At 42.7% G+C, this 21,933-nt stretch carries 16 protein-coding genes and 1 tRNA gene; 4 read left to right on the top strand and 13 right to left on the bottom strand.

All coding sequences use genetic code 11. From position 1 onward, the window contains the following. Window positions 1–243 precede the first annotated feature (243 nt). The 4 genes from glnA to hflX all read right to left on the bottom strand — a co-directional run bounded on the left by glnA (window position 244) and on the right by hflX (window position 4,882). Window positions 244–1,578: a type I glutamate--ammonia ligase gene (glnA, locus tag ACZ5AE_RS10265; RefSeq protein WP_464571918.1), complete on the bottom strand. Its 1,335-nt coding sequence runs from the start codon at window positions 1,576–1,578 to the stop codon at window positions 244–246. Window positions 1,579–1,605: 27 nt separating this feature from the next. Further along, window positions 1,606–1,980: a MerR family transcriptional regulator gene (locus ACZ5AE_RS10260; protein WP_464573592.1), complete on the bottom strand. Its 375-nt coding sequence runs from the start codon at window positions 1,978–1,980 to the stop codon at window positions 1,606–1,608. 359 nt (window positions 1,981–2,339) lie between these two features. Beyond that, entirely contained in the window at window positions 2,340–3,611 is a 1,272-nt protein-coding gene (locus tag ACZ5AE_RS10255) for a methionine gamma-lyase family protein (protein WP_464571916.1), read from the bottom strand. A gap of 14 nt (window positions 3,612–3,625) precedes the next feature. After that, window positions 3,626–4,882, bottom strand: coding sequence for a GTPase HflX (gene hflX / locus ACZ5AE_RS10250; RefSeq protein WP_464571914.1), 1,257 nt, complete (start codon window positions 4,880–4,882; stop codon window positions 3,626–3,628). A gap of 171 nt (window positions 4,883–5,053) precedes the next feature. Here hflX and ACZ5AE_RS10245 point away from each other — a divergent pair, with 171 nt between their 5' ends. Continuing rightward, the gene (locus tag ACZ5AE_RS10245; RefSeq protein ID WP_464571912.1) at window positions 5,054–5,662 is read left to right on the top strand and encodes a trimeric intracellular cation channel family protein; all 609 of its coding nucleotides are present in this window, start codon (window positions 5,054–5,056) and stop codon (window positions 5,660–5,662) included. 159 nt (window positions 5,663–5,821) lie between these two features. Here the strand turns inward: ACZ5AE_RS10245 and spoVK are convergent, their stop codons facing one another. The 3 genes from spoVK to miaA form a co-directional block, all read right to left on the bottom strand. Continuing rightward, complete coding sequence (spoVK, locus tag ACZ5AE_RS10240; RefSeq protein ID WP_464573591.1) at window positions 5,822–6,772, bottom strand: stage V sporulation protein K; 951 nt, start codon at window positions 6,770–6,772, stop codon at window positions 5,822–5,824. Between the two features lie 202 nt (window positions 6,773–6,974). After that, window positions 6,975–7,205, bottom strand: coding sequence for an RNA chaperone Hfq (gene hfq / locus ACZ5AE_RS10235; RefSeq protein ID WP_213140673.1), 231 nt, complete (start codon window positions 7,203–7,205; stop codon window positions 6,975–6,977). Window positions 7,206–7,232: 27 nt separating this feature from the next. Then, window positions 7,233–8,189 carry a tRNA (adenosine(37)-N6)-dimethylallyltransferase MiaA gene (gene miaA, locus ACZ5AE_RS10230; protein WP_464571909.1) on the bottom strand — a complete coding sequence of 319 codons (957 nt, stop codon included), beginning with the start codon at window positions 8,187–8,189 and terminating at the stop codon, window positions 7,233–7,235. Between the two features lie 353 nt (window positions 8,190–8,542). Here miaA and mreBH point away from each other — a divergent pair, with 353 nt between their 5' ends. Then, complete coding sequence (gene mreBH / locus ACZ5AE_RS10225; RefSeq protein ID WP_464571907.1) at window positions 8,543–9,550, top strand: rod-share determining protein MreBH; 1,008 nt, start codon at window positions 8,543–8,545, stop codon at window positions 9,548–9,550. Between the two features lie 220 nt (window positions 9,551–9,770). Here the strand turns inward: mreBH and ACZ5AE_RS10220 are convergent, their stop codons facing one another. The 4 genes from ACZ5AE_RS10220 to ACZ5AE_RS10205 form a co-directional block, all read right to left on the bottom strand. Continuing rightward, the gene (locus ACZ5AE_RS10220; protein ID WP_464571905.1) at window positions 9,771–10,223 is read right to left on the bottom strand and encodes a hypothetical protein; all 453 of its coding nucleotides are present in this window, start codon (window positions 10,221–10,223) and stop codon (window positions 9,771–9,773) included. A gap of 539 nt (window positions 10,224–10,762) precedes the next feature. Further along, window positions 10,763–12,688 (bottom strand): DNA mismatch repair endonuclease MutL, encoded by a 1,926-nt coding sequence (gene mutL / locus ACZ5AE_RS10215; RefSeq protein WP_464571903.1) that lies wholly within the window; start codon window positions 12,686–12,688, stop codon window positions 10,763–10,765. Window positions 12,689–12,710: 22 nt separating this feature from the next. Continuing rightward, window positions 12,711–15,353 carry a DNA mismatch repair protein MutS gene (mutS, locus tag ACZ5AE_RS10210; RefSeq protein ID WP_464571901.1) on the bottom strand — a complete coding sequence of 881 codons (2,643 nt, stop codon included), beginning with the start codon at window positions 15,351–15,353 and terminating at the stop codon, window positions 12,711–12,713. Between the two features lie 1,169 nt (window positions 15,354–16,522). Further along, the gene (locus tag ACZ5AE_RS10205; RefSeq protein WP_464571899.1) at window positions 16,523–18,361 is read right to left on the bottom strand and encodes a M6 family metalloprotease domain-containing protein; all 1,839 of its coding nucleotides are present in this window, start codon (window positions 18,359–18,361) and stop codon (window positions 16,523–16,525) included. A 248-nt stretch (window positions 18,362–18,609) separates the two neighbouring features. Here ACZ5AE_RS10205 and ACZ5AE_RS10200 point away from each other — a divergent pair, with 248 nt between their 5' ends. Beyond that, window positions 18,610–19,353, top strand: coding sequence for a YwaF family protein (locus ACZ5AE_RS10200; RefSeq protein WP_464571897.1), 744 nt, complete (start codon window positions 18,610–18,612; stop codon window positions 19,351–19,353). Window positions 19,354–19,565: 212 nt separating this feature from the next. Further along, window positions 19,566–19,639 (top strand) — tRNA-Arg (locus tag ACZ5AE_RS10195). Window positions 19,640–19,910: 271 nt separating this feature from the next. On the opposite strand, the gene ACZ5AE_RS10190 is transcribed toward ACZ5AE_RS10195, so the two are convergent. Both ACZ5AE_RS10190 and ACZ5AE_RS10185 read right to left on the bottom strand, forming a co-directional pair. After that, window positions 19,911–21,059 (bottom strand): acyl-CoA dehydrogenase family protein, encoded by a 1,149-nt coding sequence (locus tag ACZ5AE_RS10190; protein ID WP_464571895.1) that lies wholly within the window; start codon window positions 21,057–21,059, stop codon window positions 19,911–19,913. A gap of 17 nt (window positions 21,060–21,076) precedes the next feature. After that, window positions 21,077–21,928 carry a 3-hydroxyacyl-CoA dehydrogenase gene (locus tag ACZ5AE_RS10185; protein ID WP_464573590.1) on the bottom strand — a complete coding sequence of 284 codons (852 nt, stop codon included), beginning with the start codon at window positions 21,926–21,928 and terminating at the stop codon, window positions 21,077–21,079. Between the last annotated feature and the right edge of the window lie 5 nt (window positions 21,929–21,933).

Raw genomic sequence — 21,933 nt, 5'->3', positions numbered from 1 at the left:
TTGATAGATTTCTGGAGTCCAATCTTTAATTTGATTGGGCTTTTTTATTGAATTGGATTACTTTTCTAAAATCCTATATGGTTAATTTTTTTCATCTGCTCTAAAGTCGGTATCGGTGACTCAAGGGAAGGGGCATTTAACCGTGGTCCTTATCTTTTGAACGGATTGGATAAACTATATTGATTCTCGAACGAAAAAATAGCAAGAACCCCTAACGCGTAGCGTCAGGGGTTCTTCATCATTTTAATACATGCTCATATATTGTTCGCGTTCCCAAGGGTGTACGACGGTCCGGAACATATCCCATTCAATCTCTTTCGCTTCGACAAAGTGTTCGAAGATGTGCTCGCCTAAGCCGGAGACAATAACTTCGTCTGATTTCAACATCTCTAGTGCTGCTGCTAATGTTGCAGGAAGATCGATGATGCCTTCTTCGATTCTTTCTTCCTTCGTCATCACATAGATGTTACGGTCAACTGGTGCTGGAGGGGTTAGTTGATTTCTCACTCCATCAAGACCAGCTTTTAGGATAACAGCCATAGCAAGGTATGGGTTAGCTGCAGGGTCCACGCTGCGAACCTCAATACGTGTGCTCAAGCCGCGTGAAGCAGGAATACGGATAAGCGGTGAACGGTTTTGTGCAGACCATGCAACATAGCAAGGTGCCTCGTAACCAGGAACCAAACGCTTATAAGAGTTGACGGTTGGGTTAGTAACTGCTGTGAAATATGGTGCATGCTTTAAAACACCAGCAATAAATTGTCGGGCAGTGTCGCTCATTTGCAGATCACCAGTTGGCTCAAAGAATGCATTCTCGCCATTTTTGAATAAAGAAACGTTACAGTGCATACCAGAACCGTTCACACCAAACAATGGCTTTGGCATGAAGGTTGCGTGTAAGCCGTGCTTACGAGCGATTGTTTTTACAACCAACTTGAATGTTTGGATTTGGTCACAAGCTGTAAGAGCATCTGCATATTTAAAGTCGATTTCGTGCTGTCCTGGAGCCACTTCGTGGTGGGAAGCTTCGATTTCAAAGCCCATTTCTTCAAGCTCAAGTACGATATCACGGCGGCAGTTTTCGCCAAGGTCTGTTGGAGCTAAGTCAAAGTATCCGCCTTGGTCGTTCAATTCTAATGTTGGCTCGCCTTTTTGGTCTAATTTAAATAAGAAAAATTCAGGCTCAGGTCCAAGATTGAAATCAGTGAAGCCAAGCTCTTTCATTTCATTTAATACACGCTTTAAGTTGCTGCGCGGGTCACCAGAGAACGGTGTTCCATCTGAATTGTAAATATCACAGATCAGGCGAGCAACTTTTCCTTTTTCAGCAGTCCAAGGGAATACTACCCAAGTGTTTAAATCTGGATATAGGTACATATCAGATTCTTCAATACGAACGAATCCTTCAATAGAGGAGCCATCAAACATCATTTTGTTATCAAGCGCCTTTTCTAACTGGCTGATTGGAATTTCCACGTTTTTGATGGTTCCAAGAATGTCAGTAAACTGAAGGCGGATAAATTTAACGTTTTCTTCTTTAGCCAAGCGTTGAATATCTTCTCTTGTGTACTTCGGCATTAGTAATTCCTCCAATTTTATTAAAAATTAATGAAAAAAGCGTGAAAGATCTCCTTGTCTCAATGACGAACGATTCAATCTGTTTGAATGCATCAGTTCATTGCGAAGAAGTTTCCTCAGCTCATCATCGGTAACCTCGCGCTTCGCACTTTTCGCTTGCTGCTCAAGCAGCGACTCTTGCTGTTCTTTGACCAATAATAACTGCTTAATACCAGCCATATTTATTCCCTGGTCAATTAAGTCTTTTATTCCCAACAGCTTGTCAATGTCATTTAGGCTGTAAAGTCGCCTGTTTCCCTCCGTACGTGCCGGAGATATCAATTGGTGTTCTTCATAGTAGCGAATTTGCCTGGCGGTAAGTTCGGTCAGCTGCATCACTGTACCGATGGGAAACAATGGCATTGATCGGCGAATTTCTTTTCCACTCACCAATTTTCTCCTCCCTTTTGCTAATTTATAATTATATTATATTTGGTGTTAGGAAATATGTCAATGATATGTAAGATTATCTCACATGGTTTTTAATAGTTTCCTATAATCAGCTTTTTTACCAGTAAACCATGGGAAGAAGAATTATGATTCACTGATACCGGCCGAACCCAATCGGATTTCCCTAGTTTTTAAGCCTCCTAAGATACTGCTATCCTACCTAAACAGTGAGTTTTCAAACGTTTTTGGGCTCATATAAGTCCCATATGCTACCGGAACAACCATTCCTCCAATTGTTCGGGCTGATATAAGTCCTATATACATTTTTTCCCCTATTTCAAATCCAATAGCCCTTTCTCAACCAAATGGTCCAAAGCCAAACATACAGCCATTTTTACGTGTGCGTAGGTTAATCCTCCTTGCACATAAGCGACATATGGCGGGCGGATCGGGCCGTCTGCCGTCAGTTCAATGCTGGCACCTTGAATAAATGTACCTGCTGCCATTATGACATCATCCTCATAACCAGGCATGTAGCTTGGATGCGGAGTCACATAAGAATTAACCGGTGAGGCGAACTGGATAGCCTGGCAGAAGGCGACCATTTTATCCCTGTCATCAAACTGAACAGATTGAATTAAATCCGTCCGCTGCACATCCCAACGCGGAGAAGAATTCATCCCCAGTCTCTCCAGCATGGCAGCGGTAAAAACAGCACCTTTCAGAGCCTGCCCGACCACATGCGGAGCCAGGAAAAAGCCCTGATACATTTCCTGCAAACTATAAAGAGATGCCCCCGCCTCAGCACCGATTCCCGGGGATGTCATCCGATAAGAACAGGCTTCCACCCATTGTTTTTTCCCAACGATATAGCCTCCCGTTTTAGCAAGGCCGCCGCCCGGGTTCTTGATCAGCGACCCCGCCATTAAATCAGCACCGACATGTGCTGGCTCTACTTCCTCAACAAATTCCCCGTAGCAGTTATCTACAAACACGACGACATCCTGCTTAATTTCTTTAACAAAACTAATCATTTCGCCAATTTCAGCGATCGTAAACGATGGCCGGACCGCGTAGCCTTTAGAACGCTGAATACCAATCATTCTCGTATTAGGATTAATTTTTCGAGCAATTCCTTCCCAGTCAATCCCGCCTTCAGCGGTCAATGAAACACTGTCATAGGAAATCCCAAATTCCTTTAAGGAACCTACTCCATTCCCGCGAATCCCCACGATTTCCTCAAGGGTATCATAAGGTTTTCCGGTAATGTACAAGAGCTCATCACCGGGGCGAAGCACACCAAACAACGCAATCGAGATGGCATGCGTGCCCGATATAATCTGCGGACGAACAAGGCCAGCCTCACCGCCGAAAACATCTGCATACACTAATTCCAATGTATCGCGGCCGATATCGTCGTAACCATATCCAGTAGAAGGAATAAAGTGAGAATCACTTACCCGGTGCTTTTGAAAACTTTGCAAAACTCGGAACTGATTGGTTTCAATGCGCTCCTCTATAGCCTTATGAACTTCAGCAATTTGTTTTTCGACTTCTTTTACTATCGGCTGAAGCTTTTCCCCATTTTTTAAGTGTTGAAACATGCTGTTAACTCCCTTTATTCATTGAATTTCTGTAATTGGCCTGTTATTTGATGTTCCTTTAGGGAATACCCTTTGCAGCGGTATTCTTGAGTTTCATCATCAAAGGCAAGTTCCCTAAGAATCGTCCTATTTTTTAATTGCGACAAGAGCTTTCCTTCTGTTGAAGGCACCATTACTTCATATGGTTCCATCATGCCCATAACAAGCTGCTCGATTTTCACCTTTAACGCATGTCGGTCTTCCTCATTAAAAGCGCTGATGAAAACAGTCGGCGTGTCTGCGGTCGGTACGAAATCGGGATGCTGAAGATCCCGTTTATTATAAACGGTTAATTGCGGGATATCTTTGACATCCAAGTCTTCAAGAAGTTTATTCACCGTTTTTTCATGCTGAAAATAATCCGGGTTCGACATATCGACGACATGAAGCAGCAGGTCTGCTTCCTTTACCTCTTCAAGAGTTGAGCGGAAGGCAGCAATCAGCGCTGTCGGCAAGTCCTGAATGAACCCGACGGTGTCAGTAATTAATGACAAGAAGCCGCTTGGTAAAATAAGCTTCCGCGTCATTGGGTCCAGGGTGGCGAACAACTGGTTTTCTTCATATGAATCTGCCTCAGATAGCCGGTTAAAAAGTGTTGATTTCCCGGCATTCGTGTAACCGACAATGGCAACCTGAAAGGCTTTATTTTTCTTCCTGCGTTCACGGTAACGCTCGCGATGCTGAACGACCACCGAAAGTTGGCCTTTAATGTCGTCAATCCGGCGGCGGATGTGCCGGCGATCTGATTCTAGTTTTGTTTCCCCCGGGCCTCTTGTACCGATTCCGCCGCCAAGACGTGACAACGCTGTACCCTGTCCGGCCAAACGCGGCAGAATATATTGTAACTGAGCAAGCTCAACCTGAAGTTTACCTTCCTTTGAGCGGGCTCTTTGTGCAAAAATATCTAAAATCAGCTGAGTCCGGTCAATGATTCGCGCCTCAATTTCGGAAGCCAAATTTCGTTTCTGGCTTGGAGAAAGCTCATCATTGAAAATGACCAGGTCTGCCTCCAATTCCGCCACAAGTGCCGATAATTCTTCCACTTTTCCTTTACCTATGTACGTTGCTGGATGGAGCCGGTCTCTCTTTTGGACAAGCGAAGCCAGTACTTCTCCTTGCGCCGTTTCCGTTAAGGACCCTAACTCATCCATTGAATATTGAAACCTTAGATCGTCATCATCGACTTGGCAGCCGACCAGAATGGCTTTTTCCTTTGTTTCTCTTTGTTCCAAACGGCATCCTTCCCTTCCGTTAAAACTCTACTTTCCATCTTAACAAAAAACACTCGGATACTCTAATTTTCCCAATACTTTTTACAAATAAGCGTTGTATTTTAGCGGTATCGTGATAAAATTTTTATAGCTTAAAAAAGAAAAATATACATCGGGGAGAAGCTGAACGAAATGACATGGGAAGTATTAAGCATGATCGGCACCATTGCTTTTGCAGTCAGTGGAGCGATTGTAGCCATGGAAGAAAAATATGATATTTTAGGAGTTTATATTTTGGGAATTGTCACCGCTTTTGGCGGCGGGGCGATTCGCAATCTTTTAATAGGTGTGCCTGTTTCAGCTATTTGGGAACAGGGGTTATTTTTTCAAGTTGCTTTATTATCGATCACAGCTGTATTCTTATTTCCAACTAATCTTTTAAAACACTGGCAAAAGTGGGGCAATTTCTCCGATGCCATCGGGCTGTCAGCATTTGCTATCCAAGGTGCCATTTATGCGGCAAATATGAATCATCCGCTGAGTGCTGTAATTGTAGCGGCTGTTTTAACCGGAAGCGGCGGCGGAATCATCCGTGATTTATTGGCTGGCAGAAAGCCGATTGTACTGCGTTCCGAAATATACGCTGTTTGGGCGATTCTAGCCGGTGTCGTCATCGGACTGAAAATATCCACTCATGCATGGGAATTGTATACATTGTTTATTATTATTACTGCGCTTCGCGTTCTTTCCTACACATATAACTGGAAACTGCCAACACGAGGATTACAGCGAATGAACTAAGAAAAGCTGAAGCGCCTTGACCAGGGGCGACAGGCATAAGACGAGCCGGCGAGAAGGCTGCTTTTTAGCCTTCTTGACGGATTGGCTTATGACCCCGAGCCCCTAGGCGCTGCAGCTAGACATTAAAAAATCGACGAGGGACGATCCCCCGTCGATTTTTTATCCATCCTCTTCAAACACTAAGTCATTACTGCGAATCGTCATCAACTCATACCGGTCATAGCTATTTTGCATCAACAGCCTCATCGCCTGGGCCCGGATCGATTTTTCAATGATGTTCCGGACGTATCTCCCGTTGGAAAAATGATTGGGACTTAATACAGACTTTACCCATATTAAATGATCCTTTATTTTCTTTTCTGCCTCATGACTTAACGAATATTCCCTTTCCACCAGCATCTTCGCCCCGATTTGCATTAATTGTTCAATATTGTAATCAGGGAAATCGATCACTAATGGAAAACGGGAATGAAGTCCTGGATTTAAAGATAGAAAATAATCCATTTCTCTTGAGTAGCCGGCTAAAATCAGGACAAACTCATGCTGTTTGTCCTCCATATGCTTCACGAGAGTATCAATTGCTTCTTTGCCAAAATCCTTTTCGCCACCGCGTCCTAAGGAATAAGCTTCATCAATAAACAAAATTCCGCCATGAGCCTTCTTTACCAAGTCCCTCGTCTTTTGTGCTGTATGGCCGATATACTCCCCAACGAGGTCAGCACGCTCCGCTTCGATTAAATGTCCCTTCGTTAGCACATTCATTTTTTGAAAAAGCTTGCCAATCAGCCGTGCAACCGTGGTTTTCCCCGTTCCCGGATTACCTTTAAACATCATATGAAGGGCTTGCTTTTTTGCTTTGAGACCCATTTCTTCGCGCTTTTTATTGACATAAATCCATGCATAAATTTCCTTTATCGTTCGTTTCATTTCTTCCATGCCAACCAAAGCACCAAGTTCATCTTCGATTTCCTTTAAGGCGGAATGCTCAGGGGGAATAACTTTTGGAGCAACTTGAAAATCAGTTAACGTTTTCGTTACTGTTTTTCTTTTTTGGGAGTTGAGAGAAACAGTTATTTGGCCATTGCTTTTCATACGAATCGGTTGATCCAAAGCCTTCACCTCTCCTAAACGCAACCAGGATACGTAAATTAGCTTGCAGGAATGTATGCCTTTCTTGTCGTCTAGAGTTTCTTCAAGAAAATCATAATCCTTCATTCTATTTGTATTCACCTGCCGGGAAATTCATTAAAAAAGTTTTTCCTTTCGAAAAATAAAAAAAAGAGCCCAAATTGTATGGGCCCACGGTGAAGATTTATTGATTTTCCAAGTCCAACTGCACATTTCTTTGCGGTGCAAAGGTTGAAATGGCATGCTTATAAACCAATTGCTGTTTCCCCTCTGATTCAAACAAAACCGTAAAATTATCGAAGCCTTTGATACAGCCTCTTAACTGGAAGCCGTTTAAAAGGAATACCGTTACATTGGTATTGTCTTTCCTGCATTGGTTTAAAAATTGGTCCTGAATATTGATGGTTGTTTTCATTTTGTATATCCTCCTCTTTTATCTCTACTAATATGTATTCGATTTTACTTGAAGCTTTCCTTCAACATATTGTGAAATTTCCATGATTTTTTTTGCGAAGTTGTTCACATTTGTCACATCAAACCATTCAACCTCCATCTTGTTTCGAAACCATGTCAGCTGCCGTTTGGCATAGCGTCGGGAGTTTTGCTTTAGGTTCTCGACAGCTTGCTCCAAGGATATTTTACCATCAAGATAGTCATAAATCTCTTTGTAGCCTATGGCCTGAATGGATTGACAGCCGCGCAAGCCCATTTCATACAATCCCTTTACTTCTTCCAATAGTCCTTCCTGCATCATTATGTCGACGCGGACGTTGATTCGCTCATAAAGTTGATCACGGTCCATCGTTAATCCGACAAGGGCGGTTTGGTAAAGCAGGTCCGGCACTTGAAATTTTTGAAATTCCTGTCTGGTCTTTCCTGTAAGATGGAAGATTTCTAGAGCACGAATTACCCTTCTAAGATTATTAGGATGAATCTCAGCAGCACTTTCCGGGTCAACCTCAATGAGTTCCTTATAGAGAGCCTCATTCCCTTCTCTTTTTGCCCGTTCCTCGAGTTGCCTGCGGAACTCTTCATCTCCAGAAACATCGGAAAATTGATAATCATAGATGACAGATTGAACATAAAGCCCTGTCCCACCTACAATGATGGGCAGTTTCCCTTTTTTGGCAATTTCCTTTATTTTGGCTCGAACAAGGGTTTGAAATTCAGCAACGGAAAAATTTTCATCCGGCTCCTTTATATCAATTAAATGATGCGGAATCCCTTCCATTTCATCTTTCCTGATTTTCGCCGTTCCAATATCCATGCCGCGGTAAATTTGCATCGAATCCCCGCTGATAATTTCGCCATTGAAACATTTAGCCATTTCAATGCTCAGTTTTGTTTTTCCCACAGCGGTTGGTCCGATGATCACTAATAATTTCTGATTTAAATCCAAGCTTTTCACACTGCCTTATCACTTTTTAGCTAATAAGAAAGTATAAACTTTCTTAACGCATAAATTCAACTACGCCTGTTAGGGGCGTATCTCCTTTATCGTAACATAATTTTAAAAAGCAGTTGAACATCAAATAAGTATATACAATAATATCCTTTTCTATGCACTTTTTGAAGAGGAATTTATATTTCAAATGTAAGAATTACATTTCGTCTATTTACAAAAAGATGACGGTTTTTTTACAAAGCGCTTTCCACCCCCATATTCATGGTAGGGTAATACGTAGGATATTTTGTAAAAATTAATCACATTTTGTCATTAGATGGAGAAAAATTAGAAATTAGGTGAATAGAATGTTATCAACTTTTGATATTGGAATTGATTTAGGTACTGCAAATACATTGGTTTATAGCAAAAATAAGGGGATTGCCATAAACGAGCCATCGGTTGTGGCTATAGATACCGTTACGAAAAATATTGTCGCTGTCGGTACAGAAGCGAAAGAAATGATCGGGAAAACGCCTGAGAAAATCGTGGCAGTCCGCCCGTTAAAAGATGGTGTCATTGCTGACTTTGATGTCACAACAGAAATGCTTAAACAAATCATGAAAATGGCGTCTAAAAAGATTGGCTTTGCGATGCGAAAGCCAAATGTCGTAGTCTGCATTCCGTCCGGTTCGACAAGTGTAGAGCGAAGAGCAATTCAGGATGCAGTGAGGAACGCTGGAGCCAAGAAAATTACCTTAATTGAAGAGCCAGTAGCTGCCGCGATTGGAGCAGGCATGCCAATCGACGAGCCGGTTGCCAATGTGGTCGTGGATATCGGCGGCGGCAACACAGAGGTTGCGATTATTTCGTTCGGCGGCGTGGTTGCTTACCATTCCATTAAAATCGGCGGCGACCGTCTTGATGATGATATTATTCAGCATGTCCGTAAAGAATACAATGTGTTAATCGGTGAAAGAACGGCAGAAAATGTGAAAATCGAAATCGGTTTTGCGTTAATCGATCACGAGGAAAAATTCATGGATGTCCGCGGCCGCGACCTGCTGACTGGTCTGCCAAAGACTATTAAACTTTCATCCTACGAAATTCGTAGTGCGATGAAGGAATCTCTTCTTCATATTTTAGAGGTCATCCGTGCCACACTTGAGGACAGCCCGGCCGAGCTAAGTGGTGATATTGTCGATCGTGGTGTAATTATCACTGGCGGCGGTGCGCTAATGAATGGGATGGAGAAATGGCTCAGCAACGAAATTTTTGTACCTGTACAGCTCGCGCCAAGCCCGCTTGAGTCAGTCGCAATCGGAACTGGGAAGGCATTGCAGTATATGAGTAAGATTCAGGTTGCAGTGAAATAGATTTAAAATCGGCGGTTCTTACAACGTCGAAAATTCGGGATTCGTATATATATTCTGAGAAACGTAGATATATTGGAATAATTCGTAGATATAATCTGAGAATTGTTGATATATTGAAAAATTTCGTAGATATATTTGGAATCCCACAATTAAACACTAAAAATTACAAATTTTACCAAAGAAAAGCCGCATTCCTCGAAGGAGAATGCGGCTCTTTGATTTAGATATCGGTCTGTTTTTTTCGTAAACTATTAAAATAAAGAAAAATCGGCAATGGAATGATGATAAATCCAAGGCTTTTGATGATTTGATTCTTGGCTTGCTCTCGTGTTTGGTTCTTTTGGTCCTCGACTGCCTGTTCATAGTTTGCGCGGAGTTCTTTTTCTGTTAACTTCTCCCCATTTTCATTCGGAATCTTACCGCTTTCTTTCATCATTTTAAAATCTTCATAGCTTTGATAATAGCCTGGCGGACTAATCAAATCAGCGGCTGCCATAAAAATCGAGATCCCGCCTCCGATGACCATCATCAGGGTTGCAAATAACACCAAATACGTGTATAGATGGCGAATCACAGCCTCTCCCCCCTTATCTTTGTATTTTACAACAGAAACAACAATAAAAATAAGCAAAACAACTGGTAAAAATAGACCCAATAGACTAAAGGCAATCAAAGCATCACCCCCATTTTTTCAAATGGTCAATCCTTACAATATTATTATTTCACCAATGTTAAATCATTCCAATACATTTCAAGGTTATTTTGTTGCAATTTTCGCAATCCTTTTGGGGGAACTGTTTCAATTGGTAATCGGCAACCCTGTTTTCATCTAAGAGACAGCTCTTAGGCAAAATTGCCATTCCATTTTTACCACTTTGGTTCATAGATAACTATTACAGGCAAAAAAGGCCCAATTCATTCTCGAATTGGACCTGAGTTTTCTTTTGGCGGAAATTCTCAAACATACATATAATGAAAAAAATATAGATTAGTTGGTGATAGCATGATCCATATCATAACCGGACCAAACTGGGCAATTTACTCAGGTGTACCTGCACCGATCGTTGGTCCCTGGAACCAACCCATACACCACAACCATGAAACCATACACATTGGACATCACATTTATCATTTAATACCGACGCTTTACGGATATCCATCAGCATTTCCGTATCTAGGGCCATATGTCCCGTTTCGCAGCCTGTATTGAATCTACATCACTCGCTTAAACATCTTCTCCATCTCGTAAACCGAGTAATGCACGATAATCGGTCTGCCGTGCGGGCAGGTGAACGGGTCGGATGCCTTACGCAGATCGTCAAGCAGCGCTTGGATTTCATCATCCCGCAGATGTCGGTTCGCTTTGATGGAGGCTTTACAGCTCATCATGATAGCAGCTTCCTCGCGGAGTTTTTTTATATCCACTTTTTTCATTAATAACAGCTGTTCAATCATTTCCTCGACGATTTCCTTCTCCTGCCCCTTTGGCAGCCATTGAGGGTGGGAGCGGACTATAAAACTATTGATACCGAACTCTTCAAGGAAAACACCGACCTTCTCAAGTTCGTCCTTATGCTCGGTAATTTTAATATAATCATCTGTTGAATATTCAAAAGTCAACGGGACCAGCATCTCCTGCAGCTCTGGTGCGACCTGGCCGACCTTTTCTCGGAAGTACTCATATTTAAGCCGTTCCTGCGCCGCATGCTGGTCGATGATATATAAACCATTCTCATTTTGTGCAAATATATACGTTCCGTGCATTTGCCCAATCGGATACATCCTTGGAACCCGGCTCTCTGTCTCTCCAGCCGGCTCAACTTCAGGATATTCCTCAGGCTCGTATTGCGAAATTTCCTCATTTTCAAATGAATCAAATTCCCTTTCACTGGTTGGTTTAACCTTTTCGATTCCCCTAAAAAAAGGTAATACAACTTCAGTTCTCGGGACGAATTCCTCTTTCCTATTCGAAAAGTCAGTTTGCGGAACTGGTTCTTCTTTAATTTTTGTAAAAAATGATTCAGCAACCGCTTCAGGGCGCTGTTCCACGTATTCAGGGCGTGTCTTATCGGGTAAAGTCCCTTCATCCAGCACTAAAGCCGTCTGCTCCGTTTTAGGTTCCTCTTTTTTCGTATAGGCTGTTGGAATCAGTATCTTCGATTTAAATGCACCTTTAATAATAGAAGTTACCAGTTCGTTCATCTCTGCTTCTTTACTAAAGCGAACCTCCATTTTCGACGGATGAACGTTCACATCGACAAGCAGCGGATCCATCTCGATATTGAGAAGCACGATTGGATACCGGCCAATTGGCAGCAGCGTATGATACCCTTCGGTAATCGCCTTGGCCAAGGAGTAATTTTTAATAAAACGGCCGTTAATCATTGTCGAGATATAGTTCCTTGAAGCCCTTGTCACCTCAGGCATGGAAGCAAACCCACTAACCTTATAATCTAACGAGCTTCCCGAAATCGGCACCAGCTGTTTGGCGATGCTCATGCCGTAAATGGAGGCAAGAACCTGGCGGACATCGCCGTTTCCGTTCGTTTGCAGCAGCTTCCGCTCATTGTGAATCAAGCGGAACGCCACCTCTGGATGAGAAAGGGCCAAGCGGTTAACGACATCGGTGATATTCCCAAGCTCTGTGTGAATCGTCTTCATGTATTTCAAGCGTGCAGGCGTGTTGAAAAATAAATCAGTAATCGTTATGTCCGTTCCCCGTCTGCTGGAGGCTTTTTCAAAAATTTCAACCTTGCCGCCCTCAATCACAACTCGGTTCCCGGCACCTTCACCGGTTGAAGTTTTTAGCTCAAGTCTCGAAACAGAAGCGATACTCGGCAGAGCCTCACCGCGAAACCCCAGCGTCCGAATGCGGAACAGGTCATTTTCATTTTTTATTTTTGACGTAGCATGCCGCTGGAATGCGAGCAAAACGTCATCCTCTTCTATGCCATTGCCATTATCGGTAATGCGGATTTTCGCAAGTCCCGCTTCTTCGACCTCAATTTCAACCACCGTACTGCCGGCATCAATGGCGTTTTCCACTAATTCTTTGACAACAGAGGCGGGGCGTTCGACTACTTCTCCCGCCGCTATTTTATTAGACAGGGCATCATCTAGCTGGATAATCTTCCCCATACTTTTCCGCCTCCTTAAAAGACTACTTTAATTTCTTCTGCAATTCGAACAACACGGTAATCGCCTGGAGCGGCGTCACATCCAATAAATCCAGTTCCTTAATTTTATCAAGAACTTTCTTTTCTTTGGTAGAAAGCTCCGATTTCTTCGTTTCCTTCGGTTCATCAAAGAATGAGAGCTGGGTGAGATGTTCTGGAACCACTGGGGCAGCCGTGGCTGCATTTGATTCCTGAATTGCAGCAGGAGCTGCCTCGACCACTGGCTGCTCCTTCACTTCCACAGGGCCAGCCGGCTGCTGTTCAAAAGCAGTCAAAATCTCATTTGCCCGTGCGATTAATTCCGCCGGAAGCTCGGCCAACTGAGCCACATGAATTCCATAACTCTTATCAGCCGGACCCTCTTTAATTTTGTGTAAAAAGACAACCTTGCCATTGTGCTCAATCGCACTGACATGGATATTTTTCAATTTGGAAAGCTCTTCTTCCAACACCGTCAATTCATGATAGTGCGTAGAAAATAGAGTTTTCGCCCCTATACGTGTATGAATATACTCGATAATCGCCTGGGCTAACGCCATCCCATCATAAGTAGATGTCCCGCGGCCAATCTCATCAAATAAAATCAAGCTGTTCTGCGTCGCATTAGCGATGGCATTGTTCGCTTCAAGCATCTCCACCATAAAGGTACTTTGCCCGGAAATCAAATCATCCGCAGCACCGATGCGTGTAAAGACTTGGTCAAAAATTGGCAGCACTGCTTCAGATGCCGGGACATAACAGCCGATTTGAGCTAAAATCGCTGTCAACGCAATCTGGCGCATGTACGTGCTTTTACCGGACATATTTGGACCGGTAATCAACAGCACTTCACGGTCGCTGTCCATAAAACAGTCGTTCGGCACATATTCCTGTGTATTTAACACCTTTTCAACCACTGGATGGCGGCCGTCTTTCACGACAACCCGCCGTTCTGAAGAAAACTGCGGTTTCACATAGCGGCGATCCTCGCTCACTTGGGCAAAGCATTGAAGCACATCCAGCCCACTCACGGTTTTCGCCAAAGCCTGCAGACGTGGAATATATTCCTTCACCGTTTCACGGATTTCCGTAAACAACTCATATTCAAGCTCGCCAATTTTTTCTTCCGCTTGTAAAATTAGCGCTTCTTTTTCCTTTAATTCAGGTGTAATAAAACGTTCCGCATTTGTTAAGGTCTGCTTCCGCTCATACCGGCCTTCCTCAAGAAGATGCAAGTTCGCTCTCGTTACTTCTATATAATAGCCAAATACACGGTTGTAACCGACTTTCAAGGATTTGATACCGGTTTTCTCGCGCTCTTCCCGCTCCAGCTGGGCAATCCACGTTTTGCCGTTGCGGCTGGCATCTCGATACTGGTCAAGCTGGGCATTATAGCCATCTTGGATGATATTTCCTTCTTTTAACGAAAGCGGCGGGTTCTCGACAATCGCCTGCTCCAGTAAATCGGTAACTTCTTCACACGGATCCAATCTTTCAGCTATTTCATATACTCTGGAATCCTGCATGTTCAGAAGAATTTCTTTTAAAAATGGTACCTGCAACAGTGAATGCTTTAATTGCACTAAATCGCGGGCGTTAACATTACCAAAGGCAACTCGGCCCGCCAAACGTTCTAAATCATAAACTTCCTTTAATTTTTCACGCAGCTCCTGACGCTCAAAATAATGGTTCATGAGAACTTCCACCAATGTATGGCGATGTTCTATTTGTTCACGGTCAATCAACGGCCGGTCAATCCAATGCTTTAATGTCCTGCCGCCCATCGCTGTCATCGTTTCATCCAACAGCCATAATAAGGAACCTTTCTTCCCTTTCGAGCGAATCGTCTCTGTTAATTCCAAATTGCGCTTCGAATAGTAATCAATTTTCATAAATTGATGGATTTGATAGGTTGTGACAGGCTGAAGATGGTCAAGGCTTCTCTTTTGCGAGCGGTATAGATAGTGAAACAGTCTTGCTGCTGTCTTCTTCAATTTATCCTGATTCAAATCTTCAAGCAGGTTGGCAAAATTCATCTCTATCGAACTATTATCCTCAAAAGAAATGGCCACTACATCGCGTTCGCGCATCTTCTTCTGAAGTTCGCCGTCAAAATTACTTGCCACCACGACTTCCTTTGCACCTAAAACAGCCAGCTCGTTTTGGACCTCGTCAAAATTGGTCAGTAGAGTTACTCTGCTTTCACCTGTAGAAATATCGTTATATGCTAGTCCGTATGTGGTATCGTCGAAAGCGGTAACTGAGGCAATATAGTTGTTCTCTTTATCTGTTAACCCTTTGCCGTCCATAACCGTACCCGGGGTGATTAGCTGAACCACTTCCCGGCGCACGACCCCTTTGGCCTGCTTTGGGTCTTCTGTCTGTTCGCAAATCGCTACCTTGTAGCCCTTGGCGATTAATTGTTCAATATAGTTTGCCGCGGAATGATAAGGAACGCCGCACATCGGTATCCGTTCCTCTGTACCACCTTCGCGGCTGGTTAAGGTTATTTCTAATTCTTGGGATGCCTTAATCGCATCCTCGAAAAACATTTCATAAAAGTCGCCTAAGCGAAAAAATAAAAAGGCATCTTTGTAATCTGCCTTAACTGCTAAATATTGCTGTATCATCGGCGTGTATGCTGCCATAATTTCCTCCACCGTTTCAAACTTTCGATTATCTTCGACAAATAATTATACCATATTTGGGGGAAGATTTTGTTGGTAGAAAAAACTATCTTGGTTACAGGAACAGCGGATTACCCCCGGTTTCGGGCTCCTATACCCTTTATTGCCTACCGAACCAACGGATTTTTTTCGGCCCAGGGCTTCAATAACCTCTGTTGGCTACCGAACTGGTGGATTTTTCTTGGGTTCGGGCTCCTATACCCTTTATTGCCTACCGACCCAACGGATTTTTCTTGGGTTCGGGAACCAATACACTTTATTGACTACCAAACCAGCCAATTATTCTGGAGGTCGGGCTTCAATACCCTCTATTGCCTACCGAACCAACGAATTTTTCTTGGGTTCGGGCTCCTATACCCTTTATTGCCTACCGAACCAACGAATTTTTCTTGGGTTCGGGCTCCTATACCCTTTATTGCCTACCGAACCAACGGATTTTTCTTGAGTTCGGGAACCAATACACTTTATTGGCTACCAAACCAGCCAATTATTCTGGAGGTCGGGCTTCAATACCCTCTATTGCCTACCGAACCAACGAATTTTTCTTGGGTTCGGGCTCCTATACCCTTTATTGCCTACCGAACCAACGGATTTTTCTTGGGTTCGGGCTCCTATACCCTTTATTGCCTACCGAACCAACTGATTTTTCTTGGGTTCGGGCTCCTATACCCTTTATTGCCTACCGAACCAACTGATTTTTCTTGAGTTCGGGAACCAATACACTTTATTGGCTACCAAACCAGCCAATTATTCTGGAGGTCGGGCTTCAATACCCTCTATTGCCTACCGAACCAACGAATTTTTCTTGGGTTCGGGTTCCTATACCCTCTATTGGCTACCGAACCAACGAATTTTTCTTGAGTTCGGGAACCAATACACTTTATTGGCTACCAAACCAGCCAATTATTCTGGAGGTCGGGCTTCAATACCCTCTATTGGCTACCGAACCAACGAATTTTTCTTGGGTTCGGGCTCCTATACTCTTTATTAGTAACTTCACCTAATTTTTGTAGTCTACATTTTCATAATTTATTACTTAAATTTTATTAACTCGTTTTTTTAATTATTGATATTATGAAAAACGCAAGAAACCCGAGCCAAAAAAATTGCTCAGGTTTCCTTTTTTTCTATTATTTTGTACCTTCATTTGTACTATAGAAGAACTTAGCCGTAATCGACCCATCAGCATTTTCTTTAATATCCGTTACATGGATACCGGAATCAGCCGGTGTTGAGCCATTGCCCTTCCAGAAGTAATACGAACCTGTGTGAACGTTGGAGGAGTTCGGCGTAATCTTGGAACCAGTCTTAAAGAAATCTCCGGCATCACCACGATTTTTATTTTTCTCTAAGTCGTACTTTCCATCCGCCTGAAGCACGGATAAACCGTAGTGGGTTACGACCGTTCCGTCACTGGCCGTCTCAGATTGATTGTATTGGAAGCGCTTGTTCATCCAATTTTCTACGTTATTCGGGCGGAATCCGGCAGTCTGATAAAGACTGAGGACATTCTCGTCAACATGCCAAGCAACTAAACCATGCGAATCAGCACCTTGGCGGATTAACCCTTTGTTGAAGCCGTCCTGCTGGACATTTTCAAATAAGAAATACTCTGTTCCGTTCGAACCTGGTACTTCCATTTTCACAATGCCGTTATTAGCTGCAGCTTTATTAATTGCTGGCAGCGTAATTTCCTTCACACCATTTGCTGGCTTAACTTCAATCGGCTCAGCCCAGCCAAGGAAAATTTTTGAGAATGGATCGAAGTGGGTCGGAGAGTTGCCGGAATAGGCATCATTATCAGGATAACGCATCCAAGAGCCGCCGGCCATCATAGAGTAGTTTCCTACCCCTTCGGAAGTGTAGACAGTATCATAGAGATCCGGTAATCCTAATACATGGCCGAATTCATGGGCGTATACCCCGGCTGATGCAGGATATGGACCGGTTTTCGATGCTTCGTCATAACCGCCGGTAGCCAAGTCGAATCCAGCGACGTTTCCGCCGATGGCTGGCTGGATGTTATAGTTGTTTACGATCACTCCATCATAGGTCATATCATCTGCTACCGTCTTATTAATCCACGCACCCTGGCTCATCCCTGCATAGACATCTGCAGGTTTACCAGTTTCATAGTATTTCCCATAATACAACGCACTTAATAAATTCCATTTATGAGACCAGAATTGAGCAGGGTCTTGGCTCCACTCAGCGCCTGTTCCTTCATGGATGACGAAAACATTTGGCACTTCCCCATCAACAGCATACTTAGAAAAATCAATTTGGTCATCAGCAGCCTTTAACAGGTCGCGGACGAATTCACCTGTATGGGCATCGCCATTAACGTTACCTAAAACATATTTACCATTTTCAGCGTGCGTGCCTTCCTGGTCTAAATAATAGGAAGCTCCCTTAGGCAGTTCCACCCATATTAATTCAGCACCATCATGGACAAGATTGATTCTGCCATTACTAGATTCTTTATAAGCATTTTGCATAGTGCGATCTGTCGGAGCTTGAACACCGTTAAACGTACCATATTGTTTAAAATAATCTAATTCATAAGGGTTATACTCTGTTCCAAAAATCAAATCCTCATAGTAATGTGCAGGCACTTGTCCAGGCAGGTCCCCAATTGGCTCGTCCCCATCTTTATATTGAGCCAAAATGACCAGAACTGGCACGTCCCCTGTTGTTTTATTATTAACTACATGATTATCGCCAGCCTGTTGGAATTTTGACCCCTGATTTGCCAGCTTTTCTGCAGGATCCACCTTTGAAAGATCCTTCCCCAGCTTCTTAGCTTTTTCAGCTAGTTCCGGAGCCGCACCCACATAATGGGCCAAACTTAAATCATATGTACTAGAAGCTTGTTTTGCTTCCCCATCCGGCTGGAATCCTGCCATTGTGATACTTCCTGCCAACGCCAATGTTAGACCTGTTTTCGACAATACTTTTAACAAATGCACCCCTCCAAATAAAATCCCACTATTCAAACATATCAAAATTTTCCAATAGCAAAAAGGTCCTTATTCCCCGATACTTTGGTAATACTTTCAAAAAAAGTGAGAAGTATGACCTAAGATTCACGTTTAGAAATATCTTTGTAGATTTATGTAATAATTTGCAAACCGATAGATTCTTACATGCAGAATATAAAACGGTCATAATATATTTAGAAGTATTTTATAAACGAATGGGCAAAGGAGATGATACAATGGATTGGTTTGGGGGCAGCTATATAGACTATGATTTTGAAATGTTCTCAATCAGTCATTGGGTGATCATTGCCATCCTACTTGTAGGATCCACTGCAATATTTGCAAATCGGAAAAAATTTTTCGACAAAAACAAATGGAGAAAAGTAGAAATTGGGGCAGCATTCTCGTTAATATTAATTGAACTGACCTATCACTTCTGGATGTATATAAACGGAGACTGGGACGTTAGTCACGCTATTCCATTAGAACTCTGCAGTATCAGCTTAATTTTAACTGTACTTTTGTTATTAACTAGGAAGAAAATCATATATGAAATTTTGTTGTTCACAGCCCTATTGGGAGCGTCACAGGCCATTTTCACCCCAGCCTTAAACTTCGACTTCCCGCATTTTCGGTTCTTTCATTTCTTTTACACACATTTAATGGATATTTGGGTGGCGCTTTACTTTACATGGGCTAGAGGCTACCGGCCAACTATTTGGTCTGTCGTAAAGCTTTTTGTTTTCTTAAATGTGTTGATGCCAATTATCATGTGGATCAATAAACTTGTCGGCGGAAATTATATGTATTTAAGCCATAAACCAAAAACAGCGAGTTTATTAGACGTTTTAGGGCCATATCCATACTATATTTTATCGCTTGAAGGGCTGTTAATCTTACTTAGTCTTATTGTCTGGTTAATCTTCCGGGAAAAAGGAAACGGAAACACAAAAAAAATTAAGGAACTGCCAATTCGCTAAACTTCATTATTGACCTTTTTCGATGTTCGAATTATAATAATAAACGTTCCACAAATTTATATGTCCCGATAGCTCAGCACGTTCGAATCCGCTGCTTTGAATATGCTTCAGCGTACTGACCATACTGCTGCCTGATTTAGCTTATTGAGGTCAGGACGGGATTTAACCACTCTTCTTGCGTGTGATGGAACTAAATATTCAGTTGTAAATATGTCCCGATAGCTCAGCAGGATAGAGCAACAGTTTCCTAAACTGTAGGTCGGAGGTTCGAATCCTCTTCGGGACGTCTTCATTAAACTCGCAAAGTGTTGAAACTCAACGTTTGCGTTTTTTTTATTTTAATTCCGTGCAAAATTCGAGCCCCTTAAATATGGCTGGGCATTTTTCAAGGAAGCCTTGCGTCCCCACATTTTTACCGCCGGATCGAAAATCCTTCATTTTAAATGAAGCAGTAAGGAATTGCCAGGTATGCTAGTCCTCTTTGTTTCTTTAAACAGAGAGGACTAAAATATTTTCTTACCTGTGGTCTCCTAATCTTGAAAAAACAAGTCTGGATTTTATAAATATTCTTGTTTTAACTGAGCAGCAATAATATTTTTTTGAATTTCAGATGTTCCTTCATAAATCTTGGTGATTCTTGCATCACGATAATAACGCTCAACAGGGAATTCCGCAATATAACCGATCCCTCCGTGAATCTGTACAGCCTTATCTGCGATACGATTATACACTTCGGACCCCAGCAGTTTCACCATTGCCGCTTCTTTAATGACCTTCATTCCCTGGTCTACCATCCACGCCACGCGGTATGTCATGCTCCTTAATGTTTCAATATCCAAGGCCATTTCAGCCAAGTAATGTTGAATAACTTGTTGCTCAAAGATTGGTTTGTTAAACTGAATTCTCTCATTGGCATGATGAATAGACATTTCCAGCAATTTTTCACAGGAACCTAGGTTTCTGGCGGCAAGACCTGCCCGGCCATTTGCTAGAATTTTTAAAGCATTGACATACCCTTGGCCTTCTTGTCCGAGTACATTTTCTACAGGGACCTCGCAATCTTCAAAGAAAATCTCTGCCGAATGTGATCCGTGCAGACCCATTTTCTTTTCCCTTTTCCCAACTGTGAATCCAGGAAAGTCTTTCTCTACAATAAAGGAGGTAATTCCTTTCGCTCCTTTCGCTGGATCGGTTACGGCCATTACGGTAAAAACATCGGCGATCGGCGCATTTGTAATGTAATGTTTGCTCCCATTTACTATATATTTGTCCCCTTTTCGTACCGCGGTTGTTTTCAAGTTCGTAGCATGAGAGCCGGCACTTGGTTCTGTCAAAGCAAACGCACCGATCATTTCGCCTGCGGCCATCGGCGGTAAATACTTCTGCTTCTGTACTTCATTACCCATTTCGACAATTCCAACTGAACCAATTCCAGTATGGGCACCAATAACCGTCGTATAGCCATTGTGTGTTCTGCCTATCTCTTCATAAATCGCACACTTGCCAACCATTCCGATTCCTGTTCCGCCGTATTCTTCTGGTATGCTTAGACCAAACAAGCCCATTTCTTTGGACATGTTCATGATCTTTTCAGGAATTTCATCCTTCTCTTCGATTTCCATCGCAAGGGGATCCACTTCATTATCAATAAAATCCCGAATACTCCTTTTTAAAAACTTGATATCCTCTGATAATTGAAAATCCATTAAATCCACTTTCCTTTCTAACTATTGGTGTAATCGTAAAATCCGCGGCCTGATTTTCTTCCTAAACGTCCTGATTTTACATATTTTACAAGTATCGGAGATGGACGGTATTTTTCTCCTAAATGGTGATACAAATATTCCATATTTCGCAAACGGCTGTCCAATCCTACCAGATCCGCCAACTCAAGCGGCCCCATCGGATGATTCAAACCGAGCTTGAGGGCTTTGTCAATGTCTTCGACACAAGCCACACCTTCCATTAACATGTTCATCGCTTCATTTCCAATTAGACAATTCATTCGGCTTGTGACAAAGCCGGGAAACTCATTGACTTCGACCGTTTCTTTTCCCATCTTTTCCGCTACTTGTTTAACTGCTTCTACCGTCGCATCCGATGTATCCAATCCTCGAATGACTTCGATTAATTTCATCCGATGTACCGGATTAAAGAAGTGCATGGCTATGCATTGATCCGGTCTTTTTGTTGATGCCGCTATTTCCGACGGACTCATCGTTGATGTGTTGGTAGCCAAAATGGCATGAGCAGGTGCAAACTCATCTAATTGCTTGAAGATATTAATTTTTAGTTCCATCACTTCTAACGCCGCTTCGATTACCAGATCGGTTTTACGAACAGCTTCCTGCAGCTGTGTGGTATAACTCAAATTCTTCCTTGCCGCTTCCGCTTGGACGGCATCGACATATCCTTTAGCCACATTTTTTGTTAACAGGTTATCGATAAATTCTTTTGCATTTCCGATTGCTTCTTCAGAAATGTCCTGTAAAGCTACCTCAAACCCTGCTAAAGCAGCTGTATAGGCAATTCCCCGTCCCATCGTACCGCCGCCAATCACGGCAATCTTGTTGATCATGC

Source organism: Neobacillus sp. S1227, from assembly GCF_055385255.1.
This window is presented reverse-complemented; position numbering and strand designations above follow the sequence as displayed.